Here is a 14,521-nt window from a genome sequence, read left to right on the forward strand (position 1 = left end):
TCGGGAGGCTTGGTATGGCGATAAAGTTGTTGGTAACCGGCGGCATTCGCTCCGGCAAAACCGCGATGGCAGAACAACGCGCGCAGGCGGCGGAAGAGCCGGTGGTGTATGTGGCGACCGCCACGGCGGGCGATGAAGAAATGGCGCAGCGTATTCGCCGGCACCAACAGCAGCGCCCGGCTGACTGGGGCTTGAAGGAAGAGCCGTTGCGGTTGGCCAGCGTACTTGATGATTGGCAGGCCGAAACGGCTAACCCACCCCTGTTGCTCATCGATTGTATGAGCCTGTGGCTGAGCAATTTATTGTTTGCCGGTGACGAGGTGTTCGATCAGGAACGGGAGGCGTTTCTTCGTGCTATCGAGCGCTATCCCGGTTCGGTGGTGGTGGTCACCAACGAGGTGGGGTTGGGAACCATTGGCATGGACCCGCTCACCCGGCGCTTTGCGGATGAGCTGGGTTGGCTGAATCAGGCGCTCGCCCAGCGCTGTGATGAGGTGGTGATGTCGGTTGCGGGGTTGCCGCTGACCCTCAAAGGCTAAGGCTGATGGCTGATTACGCTGCGAAACACGCCAAACTCGGATTGATCAATCTGAATACGGCTGCGGCAGGCGTAAGGCACGGCAAAGCCGGTGAAGGATTTGTCCAGTGGTATGCCCAATACATCGGCCAGCACCATTCGGATAACACCGCCATGGCAAACCACCAGCACTTTTTGCCCCGCGAGCGTTTCTTGCCAGCGATTGATGCTGTGGATAACACGGTGGTAAAAGTCCGGGACCGGTTCGCCACCGGGTGGTATGCAGTTGATCGGGTCTTGCCAGAAGCGGCTCAGATGATCACCGTAATCTTGCTCGACCTGCTCTGCGGTCATTCCTTCCCATGCACCAAACCCGATTTCCCGAAGCTCATGCTCAATATGCAGTGGAAGATTTTTTTGATCGGACAGGGTTTCGGCGAACCGTTGGCAGCGCGCCATAGGGGAACTGACAATCGCGTCCCAGTGGTCGGTGCTGGCGATGGCGTCTCGCATTTGCTGCCAGCCCTGCTCGCTTAACGGGTCATCTTTGCTGCCCCGGAACATCGGGCCGCCTTCGGGTTCGCCGTGGCGGATCAGGTCGATTGTGGTGGTCATGGTGTTTTACTCTTCTGACTTTCCGCTGATATTGGCATCGGCAAAGCTTGCCATGTGATTGTGCAACGCGCAGGCGGAACGAAGCAGGGGTACCGCAACAGCCGCTCCGCTACCTTCGCCCAAACGCATGCCAAGATCCAGCAAGGGGGAAGCGCCCAAGGCTTCCAACACGGCGTTGTGCCCGGGTTCGGCGGAGCGGTGGGCGAACAACAGCCAGGCGCGCACGCCCGGTTGCTGATGAACCGCGATCAGCGCGGCGGCCGAGACGATGAACCCATCCACCAGCACCGGAATGCCTCGGGCTGCGCTGCCCATAATTGCACCGACCAAGCCCGCAAGTTCGAAGCCGCCTAACGATGCCAGCACCGTGAGTGGGTCTTTGCTGTCACCGTGGCGCGCCAAAGCGCGTTCAACCACGGCCTCTTTGCGGGACACCCCTTCGCTGTTTAAGCCGGTTCCCGGACCGACCAACTGCTGAGGATGGTGTCCCAGAAGAGCACAGGCGATAGCCGAAGCGCTGGTGGTGTTACCAATGCCCATATCGCCACCGATAAACAATCGACAGCCAGCTGTTTTTGCTCGTTCCGCGGCGTTGTCGCCGCTGGTGAGAGCCGCATCGACCTGCTCAAGTGTCATGGCGAAGGTCTGAGCCATATTCGCCGTGGCGGGAGCGATGATTTCGTTAATCACCCCAGGCAACGCCGGCACATCTGCAACGGTCCCCAGATTCACCACTTCAAGACTGGCGCCCAATTCTTTCGCCATGACGCTGATGGCAGCTCCGCCATGGGCGAAATTGGCAATCATTTGCGCGGTAACCGCCTGTGGAAAAGCGGACACCCCTTCGGCGCACACGCCGTGATCACCGGCAAAAATCACCATACGAACCGGGTCAACGGACGGCGTTGCGCTACCCGCAAGACCGGCGAGGGTAATGGCGACCTGTTCCAGCTTACCCAGCGACCCGGGCGGTTTAGTGAGTACTTGCTGACGAGCTTCGGCAAGCTCTAAATGCGCACTGGAGGGTGTGTGGGGCGGCTGAAGCCAGCTATTGGGCAGAGGCATGGAGTGTTCCTTGTGAACAGAAAGTGAGGATGGTCTATCTGTGGCCGAATGGTGTCAAGGTAAGGCTCGAGTCGGGTAGACTTGCCGGCATTCTTCATGAGGGTATGGTCTTGGATGCGTTATCTATGTCGGTAGCCGCGTGCTGTATGGCGGTCCTGCTGGATGTTTTGATTGGAGAACCGCGCCGTTGGCACCCGTTGGTGGGCTTTGGCCGAGTGGTTGTCTGGGTTGAGCGGTGCTTTAATCGTCGGCCGCAACAATCGAGCCGCAGTGTGATGATCGGTGGCATTGCCGCCGTATTGTTAATGATGCCCCTGATCGCCGTGGCAATGGTTTTACAGGAATTGTTGAGGGGCTGGGCGGCGTTATTGGTGCAGGCGGTTGTGCTGTGGCTGGCCATTGCGCTGCGGGGCCTGGCCGAGCATGGCAAGGCGGTATCGGACGCCTTGCTGCAAGGGCATGGTGAACAAGCGCGGGCCGCGGTGGGACGCATCGTGAGCCGTGATGCGGAATCGCTTTCTGACAGCGGGGTGGCCGCGGCCGCCGCCGAGTCCATGTTAGAAAACGGCGCGGATGCTGTGTTTGCCAGCTTGTTTTGGTTCCTGGTGGCGGGCTTGCCGGGTGTGGTTTTGCACCGGCTGGTGAACACGCTGGATGCCATGTGGGGCTATCGTAACGAGCGCTATCTTTATTTCGGGCGCTTTGCCGCCCGGCTGGATGACCTTATGAACTGGGTGCCTGCGCGGCTGACCGCGCTGACCTACGCGCTGGTGGGCAACACGCGGCTGGCGATGACGTGCTGGTTTCGTCAGGCCAAAACATGGGACAGCCCTAATGCCGGCCCGGTGATGGCGGCCGGAGCCGGAGCGCTGGGGGTTTCCCTCGGCGGCCCGGCACCTTATGCCAGTGGCGTTAAACAACGCCCCCGCCTGGGCAGCGGCCCTGAGGCAACCGCCCGGACAGTTGAAGGGGCGATCGGGCTGGTCCAGAGAGGTGTGGGGCTCTGGTTGAGTGTGCTCGCGCTGTTTGCCTTTGGTTTTTGGGCCGGAGGTGCTGTGTGATTCCGTTTCATTCACCGGAGAGCCCCGAGCACGGCGGCAGGCTGGAAGCCGCGGTGCGCAAATGGGGCATACCCCGAGACCAGTGGCTGGATCTTTCTACCGGTATAAACCCTGTTCCTTATCCGATTCCTGAAATTCCCATGGAGGTTTGGCAGCGCCTGCCCGAGCCGGATGATGGTCTGGAAGACATCATCCGTCATTGGGCCGGTGCACCGGCCGAGGCGGCCTGTCTGCCTGTGGCGGGTAGCCAGCAAGCCATCATGGCATTACCGGCCGTTCGCAAGCGCTTGCACGGGCTTGGCCGGGTGGCGGTGCCCATGCCGGGTTACCGGGAGCATGGCCATGCCTGGCAGCGGGCGGGTTTTGATGTGGTGGGTATTTCAGCGCAACAAGCGCTGGCGGATGATCTGAGCTGGCTGGATTCGGTGGATGTGGTGGTTTGGATTAACCCGAACAATCCGACCGGGCAGGTGTTATCGCCCGAGCGATTATTGGCATGGCGGCAACGGCTAGCGCGGCGCGGTGGCTGGTTGGTGGTGGATGAGGCGTTCATCGAAGGGCTTCCCGACCATACGCTCGACCCATGGGCGGGCGCAGCCAATCTCATCATACTGAGGTCGTTAGGCAAGTTTTTCGGTTTGGCCGGAATTCGCGCCGGCGCGGCGCTGTTAGAGCGTGAGCTGGCAAAACACGTCAACCACGAACTCGGGCCTTGGCCTATAAGCGGCCCTGCGCGATATCTGATGAAGCGGGTTTTGCAAGACGAGAACTGGCAAGCTGAAGCATTGATCAAGCAAAAAGAAGCATCTGTCAGATTGTTCGCTTTGCTTGAACAACACGGTCTGGGCCACCCTTCCGGTGCGTTGTTGTTTCAGACGGTAAGACACCCGCAGGCAGCGGGAATCGCAGACCGGCTCGCCCAGTGCGGAATTCTGGTGCGGTGCTTCGATACTCCCGAGGCTTTGCGCTTTGGTTTGCCCGCCGATGAGGCCAGCTGGCGGCGCCTGGCTGACGCTCTGTCGGGAATTCATATATGTCATTGACCACCCTCACCCCGGTTGGTAGTCTTGCCCGCGATTTCAGGTGCTCTGCATTTTCATTTCAGACTGGCGATAGTCGGATGAATCCATAGAGTGAAACGGGAAGCTGGTGAGAGTCCAGTACTGCCCCCGCAACGGTAATCAGGTTAATAGCAATCCGTTACGCCACTGTGTCATAGGCATGGGAAGGTGATTGCTCCGGAGCACAGTCTCCACCTGAAAGTCCGGAGACCGGCCTGAAAGACGGAGTTCCACAACTCCGTACACCAGACGTTGCGGAGGGCGACGGCGGTGGGTGATCCGGCTCATCAGAACTCCACGCCCTCCACCCCCGTCCGATCACCTTAATTGTCCTTCGCAGTAACCAAGACCGACCGCGCGGGTGCGTGCGGTGAACTGTGAGTGATGATATGACCCCTTCGAAGGCCATTCCGGCGTTACTTTTGTTGCCCCTGGCGTTTCCGGCCACTGCGGCTGACCGACAAACTGATAGCTCCACTCTTGAGCCGATCGTAGTCACAGCGACCCTCGGTCCGCTGACAGCGGGCGAAAGCCTGTCGTCAGTCACCGTGATCGATCAAGACGCTATTCGCCAGCAAAATCCGTCCGATTTTGCTGAACTTCTGCGTGGTCAGCCGGGCATTAACGTGACAGGCAATGGATCGTTCGGGAAAACCACGAGCGTGTACACACGTGGCACCGCGAATGATTCAACCCTGTTTTTAGTGGATGGCGTGCGTCTGCGTTCAGCCACCTCTGGCGGTCCCTCCTGGCAGTATTTCCCTGCCGAACTCGTTGAGCGTGTCGAAATTGTTCGTGGGGCAAAGAGTTCGCTTTACGGCTCCGACGCCGTAGGTGGCGTGATTCAGGCGTTTACGCTTGATCCGGAGGAGACACCGGCTGGATGGGTAGAGCTCGGTGCAGGCAACTTCAATACGCAAAAAGGAAGCGCCGGTGTGGCCGCTAGCGCAGGAAACACACGCTTTAGCTTAAGTGGCCTTCATAAGGAAACCGATGGTACGGCGGTGATCACGGATGGTGAAGATCGAGGTTTCCGAAACACCGCGGGAGTTGGGCGAATTGTCCACGAATTAGAATCTGGCGGCGAAGCCAGTCTGGTTGTAGTTCAGAGCGAAGGTAATACTGAGTACGAAGGTGGCAACATCGATTATATGCTCCGAACCATTGGCTTTGGGCTGGAAACTCCGGTGAGTGACCACTGGCGTCAGTCGTTGCAGTTTTCCGAGTCTCGTGACGAAACCGATAATGTGACACCTACCTTCAGCAGCACTTTTGACACACGATCCCGTGCAGCTCGCTGGGACAACACGTTTACTTGGAATGTTCACGAGTTGGTTGTTGGTACTGAATTGATGAATGATGAAGTGGGCGGCACGACAGATTATGCCGAGACTAGCCGATCTAATTTGGCACTTTATACGCAGCTGCGTTTGAATTTCGGGCCAACCGATCTGATGCTGAGCTTGCGAGGGGATGATAACGAGGCTTACGGCAAGAACGAGACCGGCAGTGTTGCCTTGGGGCACGCCTTCGATCGTTCTCACCGTGTCCGGGTGAGCTACGGTACCGCTTTCCGCGCCCCGACATTCAATGATTTGTATTTTCCGGGTGCCAACCCGGATCTTAAGGCAGAAGAATCAGCGACTTTCGAAGTTGGTTTCAGTGGACACTACCAGTATTGGTTCTGGGATACCGCATTGTTCCAGCTTGATGTAGACAATCTGATTGCATGGGCACCTACGCCCAGTGGTATGTGGACACCGATGAACGTCAACGAAGCCCGGATTCGTGGTGTGGAATTTGGTGCAGGCTTTGAGCGCGACGGATGGCGCGGTGATGCCGCTTTGACTTTGCTTGATCCTGAAAACCGGGAAACTGGCAACCGTCTTCAGCGTCGCAGTGGCAAAACCTTGCGACTCGACTTGAGCAAGGACATCGGAACCTGGAACTTTGGCGGAACGGTGGTTGCGGAAGGTTATCGGTACGACGATGCCAGTAATGATGATCGGTTGTCGGGTTTTGTCACGCTGGACTTGCGAGCCGGCTGGCGTTTTGCCAAGGACTGGTCAACGCGCCTAACAGTGGCTAACGTTCTGGATAAAGAATACAGCACTGCTCGATATTCCAGCTCACAAGATTTGGATTATATTGCTGCAGGCCGCACAGCCATGCTGACCGTCCGTTATGACATTCGATAAATAATCTGACAACGCCGGGGATATGCCAGTGATAAAGCTGAAAGCGATAGCCGTGATGTTGGGCTGGATGCTGCTGGCACTTCCGGGATTGGCTGCCCCAGTTTGCGTAACGGATGACCTGGGTGCAGAAGTTTGCCTGGATCAACCAGCAAAACGCATCGCCACCTTGTCACCCGGTGCCACCGAGTTGGTATTTGCTGCTGGAGCGGGCGATAAGGTGGTCGCTGTGGTGAACTACAGCGATTACCCCGAAGCAGCCCGCAAGTTACCCTTGGTAGGTAATCACACCCGAATAGATCTGGAAGCGTTGTTGGCGCATAAGCCTGATTTGGTGATTACGTGGCGCACCGGTAATCCCCCGGCGCAAATGGAGATGCTGAGAGCACTCGGTTTGCCCATGTTTGCCATTGAACCACGTACCTTTGAGGGCGTTTCGAAAGCCATTGAACAGCTTTCGATACTGGCGGGCACGGAACAGGAAGGCTTTGCGGAAGCAGAACGTTTCCGCAAAGGAATCGCCAAGATTGCTGATCAGTACAAGGACGCAGAGCCCATGCCGGTCTTCTATCAAGTCTGGCAGACGCCGCTGATGACCATCAACGATGATCATTTGATTGGAAAAGTGGTTCAGCTTTGCGGCGGGGTGAATGTATTCGGCGACATGCCGCGGCTGGTGCCTAGAATAAGCGCAGAAGTGGTGCTGGAGGCCGACCCCCATGCAATTATTACCGCAAGTGTTGAGGGTATCGAAGATAACCAACTCGATCACTGGAAGAGCTATTCTGGAATGAACGCCGTGGCAAAACACAATCTGTTCTTTGTGCCAGCATCTCCGATATCAAGGCCGACCCCGCGGCTTCTTGAAGCGAGTCGTGATATTTGCCAAAGACTGGATGTTGCCCGTGGACGCTAGTGACGCCGGTAAACACCCGAGTAAAGAGGTGCCGACCCCATGACCCGTTCCCTGCTGGTGCTCAGTACGATTGCGTTGACTGCCTTTATGTTGGCGCTGGCGGTAGGCAGCGTAACCATTGCACCGTCAGAGCTCTGGGCTGTCATTCAGGGCGGGGGCAGCAAGTTGCACCAGACTTTGCTGTTGGAGTTGCGCCTGCCGCGAACCCTTGCCGCATTTGCGACCGGTGGTCTACTGGCGGTTGCCGGAGCATTGATGCAGGTGTTGTTACGCAACCCGTTGGCTGACCCGTATGTGCTGGGGTTGTCCGGCGGTGCCGCGGTTGGCGCGTTGTTGGCGATGCTGACCGGAATGGGGGCTTTGCTGATCTCGGGCTCTGCCTTTGCCGGCGCCATGCTGGCAATGGTGTTGGTGTTCGGTCTTGCCCACGGCACCGGCAGTTGGACCGCCTCGCGCCTGCTGCTGACCGGTGTTGTAGTGGCCGCTGGTTGGGGAGCTGTGATCACCCTCATGCTGGCGATCACACCCTCTTATAAACTGCCAGGCATGCTGTACTGGCTGATGGGCGATGTTTCCTATGCTCGTACCCCTTGGCCTGCGTTAGTGGTTCTTGTGCTGGCGATTCTGGTGATTCTGCCGCTTGCCAGAAATCTGAACGTGTTGGCGCGTGGCCCGATGCAGGCAGCGGCATTAGGGGTATCGGTGCGTCCGCTTGAGTGGACTATCTATGTGCTCGCCAGCCTGCTGACCGCGACGGCGGTAACAACCGCAGGCAGTATCGGGTTTGTAGGCCTGATCGTACCGCATATGCTACGGCTGGTGTTGGGCAACGACCAGCGCATCATTTTGCCTGCCAGTGCCTTGGCGGGCGGCACTCTCCTTGTCTTGGCGGATACCCTCGCCCGCACCGTGATCGCGCCTGAGCAACTTCCTGTGGGCGTTATTACTGCGTTACTGGGCGTACCGACCTTCCTCTATCTACTGCACCGGAGCCGTTAATGAGCACGTTGCATACTCGCGATCTGATCATCAATGTGCCCGGTAGAGCAGACGGTTTTCCCCTTAATCTGAGTGTGGAACCCGGTCAGACGTGGGGGGTGTTGGGCCCTAACGGGGCCGGAAAAACCACTCTGCTGCATACCCTAGCGGGCCTATTGCCAGCACGCAGTGGCCGAGTTGTGTTGAACGACTCGCTGCTGATAGAGCTAAAACGCCGTGATATTGCTCGGCAGCTGGGACTGGTCTTTCAGGAGCGGCAAGACAGTTTCCCCGCAACGGTCATGGAAACTGCCTTGATTGGGCGTCACCCATGGTTGTCGCCTTGGGAGAGTGAACAAGCCGATGATCAGGCAAGAGCTCAACAGGCGCTGGCGGCGCTGGATGTCGATCAATTGTCGGATCGATTGCTCAGTACCTTGTCGGGCGGCGAGCGTCAGCGGGTTGCCATCGCAACACTGATGACCCAGAACCCGGATATCTGGTTGCTGGATGAGCCGACGAATCATCTTGACCTGCACCATCAGGTCAAGGTCATGAGTCTGCTCAGAGATCAGGCCGAGTTGGGTAAAGCCGTTTTCATGTGCCTGCACGACCTGAACCTGGCCGCGCGTTGGTGCAGTCATGTTCTGCTGCTGTACGCCAATGGTGACGCCTGTTGGGGCCCTGCGGAACAGATGTTGATACCAGAAGCGCTGGAGCGTTTGTACAACCAGCGCCTTGTTGCTCTGAAAGAAAATGGGCTGTCGGTATTTGTTCCAGCTTAATAAATTGACGTTGATGCGAGATGCCAATCATGAAAGAACGCGCTAAAGACCCCGAACGCCACGCCAAACGCATGGCCGCCAAACAAAAAATCATGCAGGAACGGATCGCCCGGGCTCAGAAAGAGCAAGGTGTGCTACTGGTGCTGACCGGCCCCGGTAAGGGCAAAAGCAGCTCCGGTTTCGGCATGGTGGCCCGTGCTCTGGGGCATGGCATGAAGGTGGGCATTGTCCAGTTCATCAAAGGCGCCTTCAGCACCGGAGAAGAAGCCTTCTTCCGGGACCTGCCAAATGTCACCTACCATGTGATGGGCCAAGGTTACACGTGGGATACCCAGAACCGGGAGCAGGATGTTAAGAGCGCCAACGAGGCTTGGGACATCACCGCGGCCATGCTGAAAGACGACAGCTACGACTTGATCTTGCTGGACGAGCTGAACATTGCTCTCAAATACGAATATATTGACCTCGACCGGGTACTGGACGACCTGCAGGCTCGCCCTGAAATGCAGCATGTGGTTGTAACCGGCCGCAGTGCGCCGCAAGAGCTGATTGATCTGGCCGATACCGTCACAGAAATGGGCGTGGTGAAGCACGCCTTCAAAGACCAGGGCATCAAAGCCCAGAAGGGTGTGGAACTGTAAATGCCCACGTTGATGGTTCAGGGCACCACGTCGGATGCGGGGAAGACCACCGTTGTGGCGGCCCTATGCCGATGGCTGGCCCGCCAGGGTGTGTCGGTTGCGCCGTTCAAACCCCAAAACATGGCCCTGAACAGTGCGGTGACGGTGGATGGCGGCGAGATTGGCCGCTCCACAGCTCTGCAGGCCTTAGCGTGCGGCCTTGAGCCTCACAGCGATATGAACCCGGTTCTGCTGAAGCCTCAAAGCGACTGCGGCGCCCAGGTGATCTTGAGAGGCCAAGTCCACGGTAATATGGATGCCTTGGACTATCACGCCTACAAGGCTGAGGCGATGGCATCGGTGATGGCCAGCTGGCGCGCGCTGAGCGAGCGCTACGACGTGATCATTGCCGAAGGTGCCGGCAGCCCGGCCGAGATCAACCTGCGAGCCAACGACATCGCCAATATGGGCTTTGCCGAAGCAGCGGATTGCCCCGTACTGTTGGTGGGCGATATCGACAAAGGCGGTGTCTTCGCGCAATTGGTCGGTACTTTGGAATTATTGTCTGAAACCGAGCGGGCGCGAACGGCGGGCTACATCATCAATCGCTTTCGGGGCGATATTGCGTTATTGGAGCCGGGGCTCGACTGGCTTGAAGCTCGCACGAGCAAACCAGTGTTTGGCGTACTGCCGTACCTTCACGGGCTGGTGGTGGATTCCGAAGACAGTGTCAGTATCGAAGGAAGTAGCGAAGCCGGCGCGTTGAACGTGGTGGTGCCGGTACTGCCCCGCATCAGCAACCACAACGACTTTGACCCCTTGCGGCTGCATCCAGGGGTAAACCTCACCTTTGTTGGTCCGGACCAACCCGTACCGCCTTTCGATCTGATCATCCTGCCGGGCAGCAAAAGCACCCGTCACGATTTGCAGTGGCTGAAACAGCAAGGCTGGCCTGAAGCTCTGCGCAAGCACCTGCGTTATGGCGGCAAGGTGTTGGGGATTTGTGGCGGCTTTCAGATGCTGGGGAAATGGGTTGAAGATCCGGGCGGCCTTGAAGGCGAAGTCGGCCGCACCGAAGGCTTGGGCCTGCTGGAAATGAACACGCGGATGGTAGCCGGTAAGCAGCTGAAGCAAGTCTCTGGCGCGCTGGCGCCCAGCGTGGCGGGCGCGGCTACAAATTTAACGATGCAGGGCTATGAAATGCACAACGGCGTAACTGAGGGCCCGGCCCTGACTCGCCCTTTTGCAGAGTTGAACGGTCAGCCCGATGGCGCGGTCAGTGATGATGGCCAAATCGCGGGTACATACGTGCATGGTTTGTTCGACGCGCCCGAAGCCTGCGATGCTATTCTGACGTGGGCGGGTTTGAATCAGGCTGCGGCACAAGCGGTGGATTACCAAAGCCACCGAATACAGCAGTTGGACCGCTTGGCGGATCACGTAGAAACCTGTTTGGATACCGATCGGCTAAGGAGCCTGTTGCAGCTATGAGCAATCACAACGACCCGTTCACTGAAGCCCAGCGAGAAGGGCTGTACCGGGCTATTTTTGAACGCCGCGACGTGCGCTCGCAGTTTCTTCCCGAGCCTATTCCGGACGATGTTTTAGCCCGAATCCTGAAAGCCGCCCATCACGCGCCGTCCGTAGGTTTTATGCAGCCGTGGGACTTCATCGTGATTGACAGTTTGCCGGTACGGGAGCAGGTGCTGGCCAGCTTCGATGAAGAGAACGCCAAGGCCGCTGATAACTACACCGGCGAGCGCAAGGAATCCTATCGCAGCTTGAAGCTTCAAGGCATTATCGAAAGCCCGATCAACCTGTGCATCACCTGCGACCGTTCCCGGGGTGGCCCGCATGTGTTGGGCCGAAACTCGATCATGGAAATGGACTTGTTCAGCACCTGTCTGGCGGTGCAAAACCTTTGGCTGTCAGCCCGGGCTGAAGGCATTGGTGTCGGTTGGGTCAGTATTTTGGATCAGGACCGGTTGTCGGATATTCTGCAGTTGCCCGATCAGGTTTACCCGTTGGCATACCTTTGTTTGGGTTATGTCAGCGAGTTTCTGGATCAACCAGAATTGCAGGCGAAAGGCTGGCGCTCTCGCCTGCCTCTGGAAGAGCTGGTGCACGGAAATGGTTGGGGGCAGCCGTTAGATCAGATTGGCCTGGCTGAGCAATTGAAAAAGAGTTGAGGTTTTTCGAGGTGGGCATGACATTTTCGGTTTTCTATGAGCAGGCCGCCGCTCGAAAAGGTGGCGAGGCTGCAATGAAGGCACTGCTGCCGCCGAAGCCAGAGCGTGAGCGGCTGAGAGAAATAGGCGACGACCGTTACCTTTCCGAAATCACCCGGTGCATTTTCAAGGCCGGGTTTGTCTGGCGCGTGATCGAGAACAAATGGCCGGATTTCGAGGCGGCCTTTGAAGGTTTCGTTCCGGCTTATTGGCAACAGGTGCCGGTAGAAGTGTTGGAGCAGCTGGCGGGTGATACGCGAGTTGTCCGAAACCTGCAGAAAATCCGCACGGTGCCCGAAAACGCCCGAATGATTATGGAGGTTGCTCAGGATCACGGAAGCTTTGGCCGCTTTCTGGCGGAATGGCCCAGTGAGGATCAGGTCGGCTTGTTGATGTACCTGAAGCGCAACGGCGCTCGACTGGGCGGCAATACCGCCCAGTATTTTCTGCGTCGGGTAGGCTGGGATGGATTCATCATGTCCCGTGACGTGGTGACCGCATTGACTCGGGCCGAAATTTTGGACGCGTCACCGAGCAGTAAGAAGGGGCTGACTCAGGCTCAAGAGGCGTTCAACGAATGGCATCAGGAAACGGGCCTGCCCATCAGTCATCTATCCCGTATTGTCTCGTTTACTGTGGATAACTAAGCCGGCCTTACCTCACAAAAACATCAATAACACCAGTTCGCTGAATACTACGCTTGCCCCCAGAGCATCGCCGGTATAGCCGCCTAGCTGGCCGCGCAGGTAGGCACCCCAGCAAAGGGCCACCAGCAGCACCGCCGGCAAGATGCCGATGATCAAAAGCGGGTGCCAGAATGACAGCGCAGCGCTGAGAATCAGCACAAAGGCCGCCGCGATGGCCAGTCGTGTATGAGAGAAACCATCCGCGACCGGTTTGGATTTGCTTTTATCCGGATCGGTGACATACGGCAGTGTCGCCATCAGCAACAAGGGCGTCAGTCGCGAAACGGCGGGCGCGACCAGCAGCGCGAGCCAGATATAACGCGCTTCTGCCAGCAAAGCCACCTTCAGCAGCAACGCCATGACCAACGCCACCGTGCCGTAGGTGCCAATCCGGCTGTCTTTCATGATCTCCAGTCGCTTCTTAACGGTATAGCCGCCGCCTAAAGCATCGACACTGTCGGCCAGACCGTCTTCGTGAAACGCCCCGGTGATAAATAAATGCCCGATGATCACCAGAATGATAGCCACCACCGGGCTGGTAACAAGGGAAAACAGCGAGAACGCAACCGCGTAGCTGGCGCCTAGCAGCAAACCGACGAGCGGAAAGTACAGGCTGCTCTGGTTCATCAAGCGCTGGGAATAGTCGATCTTGGCCAGCATCGGAATGCGGGTCAGAAAGCCAACAGCCAGCCAGAAGGCCTGCCATTCGTTGTTCGGGGAGGGTTTGGTCGCCATGATAACTCCGCTAAGTCGTAAGCCGGGCATTGTACCTTCTGGTGGGAGTGGATTCGCGCCGGATGCGTTTCGGCGGCGAGTTAATGTCCAATTGCTATGTTGGGTATTGATAAACACTACTTCACCGATTATGCCTTAATGGTATATGCTTATTCTAAATTTAATAATGAAGCCAGAGGGTCGTACTATGAGTCAGCCCATCGTCCAACACTTTTTCGATGAACCCACCAACACGTTCAGCTATGTGGTGCGGGATCCGGACAGTCAGGCCTGTGCCATCCTCGATTCGGTTCTGGACTTTGATTATGCCGCCGGGCGGACCGATGTTCGGTCAGCCGACGCCATTATTCAGTATGTACGCGATAACGATCTAACGGTTGAATGGGTGCTGGAAACCCACGTTCACGCCGATCATTTATCCGCCGCACCGTATCTGCACGAACAGCTGGGTGGAAAAACCGGCATTGGCGCCCGCATCACCGATGTGCAGGAAATCTTTGGTAAAGCCTTCAATGCAGGCACCGAATTCGCCCGGGACGGTAGCCAGTTTGATCGTCTATTCAAAGAAGGCGATACCTTCAGCATAGGCGGTTTGGAAGGTCGTGTACTCCACACGCCGGGGCACACACCAGCCTGCCTCACCTACGTTATTGGGGATGCAGCGTTCGTGGGCGACACCCTGTTCATGCCGGATTACGGTACAGCCCGCTGTGACTTCCCCGGCGGCGATGCCCGCACCTTGTTCCGGTCGATCCAGAAGGTGTTGGCGTTACCGGAGCAGACACGGATTTTCCTGTGCCACGATTACAAAGCACCGGGCCGGGAAGAGTTTCATTGTATGACCACCGTGGCGGAACAGCGTGCAGCCAACGTGCATGTGCACGAAGGCGTATCTGAAGACGAGTTTGTGAAGATGCGCACCGAGCGCGATGCCACCTTGGGGATGCCGCGTCTGATCTTGCCTTCGGTTCAGGTGAACATGCGGGCCGGTGAGATGCCTCCAGCGGAGGATAATGGGCAGGTCTATCTGAAAGTTCCGCTGAACCTGTTCTGAGTCGG

Annotated in this window: 15 protein-coding genes and 1 riboswitch; of the genes, 12 read left to right on the forward strand and 3 right to left on the reverse strand. The window is 57.5% G+C overall.

The window, feature by feature from the left end:
* The first annotated feature begins 14 nt into the window (after positions 1 to 14).
* Positions 15 to 539, forward strand: coding sequence for a bifunctional adenosylcobinamide kinase/adenosylcobinamide-phosphate guanylyltransferase (gene cobU / locus Q9245_RS09605; RefSeq protein WP_305896922.1), 525 nt, complete (start codon positions 15 to 17; stop codon positions 537 to 539).
* Here cobU and Q9245_RS09610 read toward each other — a convergent pair.
* Both Q9245_RS09610 and cobT read right to left on the reverse strand, forming a co-directional pair.
* The gene (locus Q9245_RS09610) at positions 536 to 1,132 is read right to left on the reverse strand and encodes a histidine phosphatase family protein (RefSeq protein WP_305896923.1); all 597 of its coding nucleotides are present in this window, start codon (positions 1,130 to 1,132) and stop codon (positions 536 to 538) included. The two genes, cobU and Q9245_RS09610, sit on opposite strands and share 4 nt — an antisense overlap.
* A gap of 6 nt (positions 1,133 to 1,138) precedes the next feature.
* Positions 1,139 to 2,197, reverse strand: coding sequence for a nicotinate-nucleotide--dimethylbenzimidazole phosphoribosyltransferase (gene cobT / locus Q9245_RS09615; protein WP_305896924.1), 1,059 nt, complete (start codon positions 2,195 to 2,197; stop codon positions 1,139 to 1,141).
* Between the two features lie 125 nt (positions 2,198 to 2,322).
* On the opposite strand from cobT, the gene cbiB reads away from it, so the two are divergent.
* From cbiB to Q9245_RS09665, 10 genes are all read left to right on the forward strand, one after another.
* Complete coding sequence (gene cbiB / locus Q9245_RS09620; RefSeq protein WP_305896925.1) at positions 2,323 to 3,258, forward strand: adenosylcobinamide-phosphate synthase CbiB; 936 nt, start codon at positions 2,323 to 2,325, stop codon at positions 3,256 to 3,258.
* A complete protein-coding gene (gene cobD / locus Q9245_RS09625) occupies positions 3,255 to 4,301 on the forward strand; it encodes a threonine-phosphate decarboxylase CobD (RefSeq protein ID WP_305896926.1) in 1,047 nt (348 codons plus the stop codon). Before cbiB ends, cobD begins: the two co-directional genes overlap by 4 nt.
* Positions 4,302 to 4,348: 47 nt before the next feature.
* A riboswitch (cobalamin riboswitch) is annotated at positions 4,349 to 4,553 on the forward strand.
* Between the two features lie 155 nt (positions 4,554 to 4,708).
* The gene (locus Q9245_RS09630; protein ID WP_305896927.1) at positions 4,709 to 6,517 is read left to right on the forward strand and encodes a TonB-dependent receptor domain-containing protein; all 1,809 of its coding nucleotides are present in this window, start codon (positions 4,709 to 4,711) and stop codon (positions 6,515 to 6,517) included.
* A 28-nt stretch (positions 6,518 to 6,545) separates the two neighbouring features.
* A complete protein-coding gene (locus Q9245_RS09635; RefSeq protein WP_305896928.1) occupies positions 6,546 to 7,430 on the forward strand; it encodes a cobalamin-binding protein in 885 nt (294 codons plus the stop codon).
* 39 nt (positions 7,431 to 7,469) lie between these two features.
* The gene (locus tag Q9245_RS09640) at positions 7,470 to 8,429 is read left to right on the forward strand and encodes an iron ABC transporter permease (protein WP_305896929.1); all 960 of its coding nucleotides are present in this window, start codon (positions 7,470 to 7,472) and stop codon (positions 8,427 to 8,429) included.
* On the forward strand, positions 8,429 to 9,193 hold the full coding sequence (locus Q9245_RS09645) for an ABC transporter ATP-binding protein (protein WP_305896930.1): 765 nt from the start codon (positions 8,429 to 8,431) through the stop codon (positions 9,191 to 9,193). Before Q9245_RS09640 ends, Q9245_RS09645 begins: the two co-directional genes overlap by 1 nt.
* A gap of 29 nt (positions 9,194 to 9,222) precedes the next feature.
* A complete protein-coding gene (gene cobO / locus Q9245_RS09650; RefSeq protein ID WP_305896931.1) occupies positions 9,223 to 9,834 on the forward strand; it encodes a cob(I)yrinic acid a,c-diamide adenosyltransferase in 612 nt (203 codons plus the stop codon).
* Positions 9,835 to 11,304 carry a cobyric acid synthase gene (locus Q9245_RS09655; RefSeq protein WP_305896932.1) on the forward strand — a complete coding sequence of 490 codons (1,470 nt, stop codon included), beginning with the start codon at positions 9,835 to 9,837 and terminating at the stop codon, positions 11,302 to 11,304.
* Entirely contained in the window at positions 11,301 to 12,002 is a 702-nt protein-coding gene (bluB, locus tag Q9245_RS09660) for a 5,6-dimethylbenzimidazole synthase (protein ID WP_305896933.1), read from the forward strand. Before Q9245_RS09655 ends, bluB begins: the two co-directional genes overlap by 4 nt.
* A 17-nt stretch (positions 12,003 to 12,019) precedes the next feature.
* Complete coding sequence (locus Q9245_RS09665) at positions 12,020 to 12,688, forward strand: DNA-3-methyladenine glycosylase I (RefSeq protein ID WP_305896934.1); 669 nt, start codon at positions 12,020 to 12,022, stop codon at positions 12,686 to 12,688.
* Between the two features lie 12 nt (positions 12,689 to 12,700).
* On the opposite strand, the gene cobS is transcribed toward Q9245_RS09665, so the two are convergent.
* Complete coding sequence (gene cobS, locus Q9245_RS09670) at positions 12,701 to 13,462, reverse strand: adenosylcobinamide-GDP ribazoletransferase (protein ID WP_305896935.1); 762 nt, start codon at positions 13,460 to 13,462, stop codon at positions 12,701 to 12,703.
* A 187-nt stretch (positions 13,463 to 13,649) separates the two neighbouring features.
* Between cobS and Q9245_RS09675 the strand changes: the two genes are divergently transcribed.
* The gene (locus tag Q9245_RS09675; protein ID WP_305896936.1) at positions 13,650 to 14,516 is read left to right on the forward strand and encodes an MBL fold metallo-hydrolase; all 867 of its coding nucleotides are present in this window, start codon (positions 13,650 to 13,652) and stop codon (positions 14,514 to 14,516) included.
* Positions 14,517 to 14,521 lie beyond the last annotated feature (5 nt).

This window comes from Marinobacter sp. MDS2, assembly GCF_030718085.1.
GTDB lineage: Bacteria > Pseudomonadota > Gammaproteobacteria > Pseudomonadales > Oleiphilaceae > Marinobacter.

Coding starts and splice junctions, on each gene's coding strand:
- cobU (WP_305896922.1), top strand. CDS start 15: ATGGCGATAAAGTTGTTGGTAACCGGCGGCATTCGCTCCGGCAAAACC.
- Q9245_RS09610 (WP_305896923.1), bottom strand. CDS start 1,132: ATGACCACCACAATCGACCTGATCCGCCACGGCGAACCCGAAGGCGGC.
- cobT (WP_305896924.1), bottom strand. CDS start 2,197: ATGCCTCTGCCCAATAGCTGGCTTCAGCCGCCCCACACACCCTCCAGT.
- cbiB (WP_305896925.1), top strand. CDS start 2,323: ATGTCGGTAGCCGCGTGCTGTATGGCGGTCCTGCTGGATGTTTTGATT.
- Q9245_RS09630 (WP_305896927.1), top strand. CDS start 4,709: ATGACCCCTTCGAAGGCCATTCCGGCGTTACTTTTGTTGCCCCTGGCG.
- Q9245_RS09640 (WP_305896929.1), top strand. CDS start 7,470: ATGACCCGTTCCCTGCTGGTGCTCAGTACGATTGCGTTGACTGCCTTT.
- Q9245_RS09645 (WP_305896930.1), top strand. CDS start 8,429: ATGAGCACGTTGCATACTCGCGATCTGATCATCAATGTGCCCGGTAGA.
- cobO (WP_305896931.1), top strand. CDS start 9,223: ATGAAAGAACGCGCTAAAGACCCCGAACGCCACGCCAAACGCATGGCC.
- Q9245_RS09655 (WP_305896932.1), top strand. CDS start 9,835: ATGCCCACGTTGATGGTTCAGGGCACCACGTCGGATGCGGGGAAGACC.
- bluB (WP_305896933.1), top strand. CDS start 11,301: ATGAGCAATCACAACGACCCGTTCACTGAAGCCCAGCGAGAAGGGCTG.
- Q9245_RS09665 (WP_305896934.1), top strand. CDS start 12,020: ATGACATTTTCGGTTTTCTATGAGCAGGCCGCCGCTCGAAAAGGTGGC.
- cobS (WP_305896935.1), bottom strand. CDS start 13,462: ATGGCGACCAAACCCTCCCCGAACAACGAATGGCAGGCCTTCTGGCTG.
- Q9245_RS09675 (WP_305896936.1), top strand. CDS start 13,650: ATGAGTCAGCCCATCGTCCAACACTTTTTCGATGAACCCACCAACACG.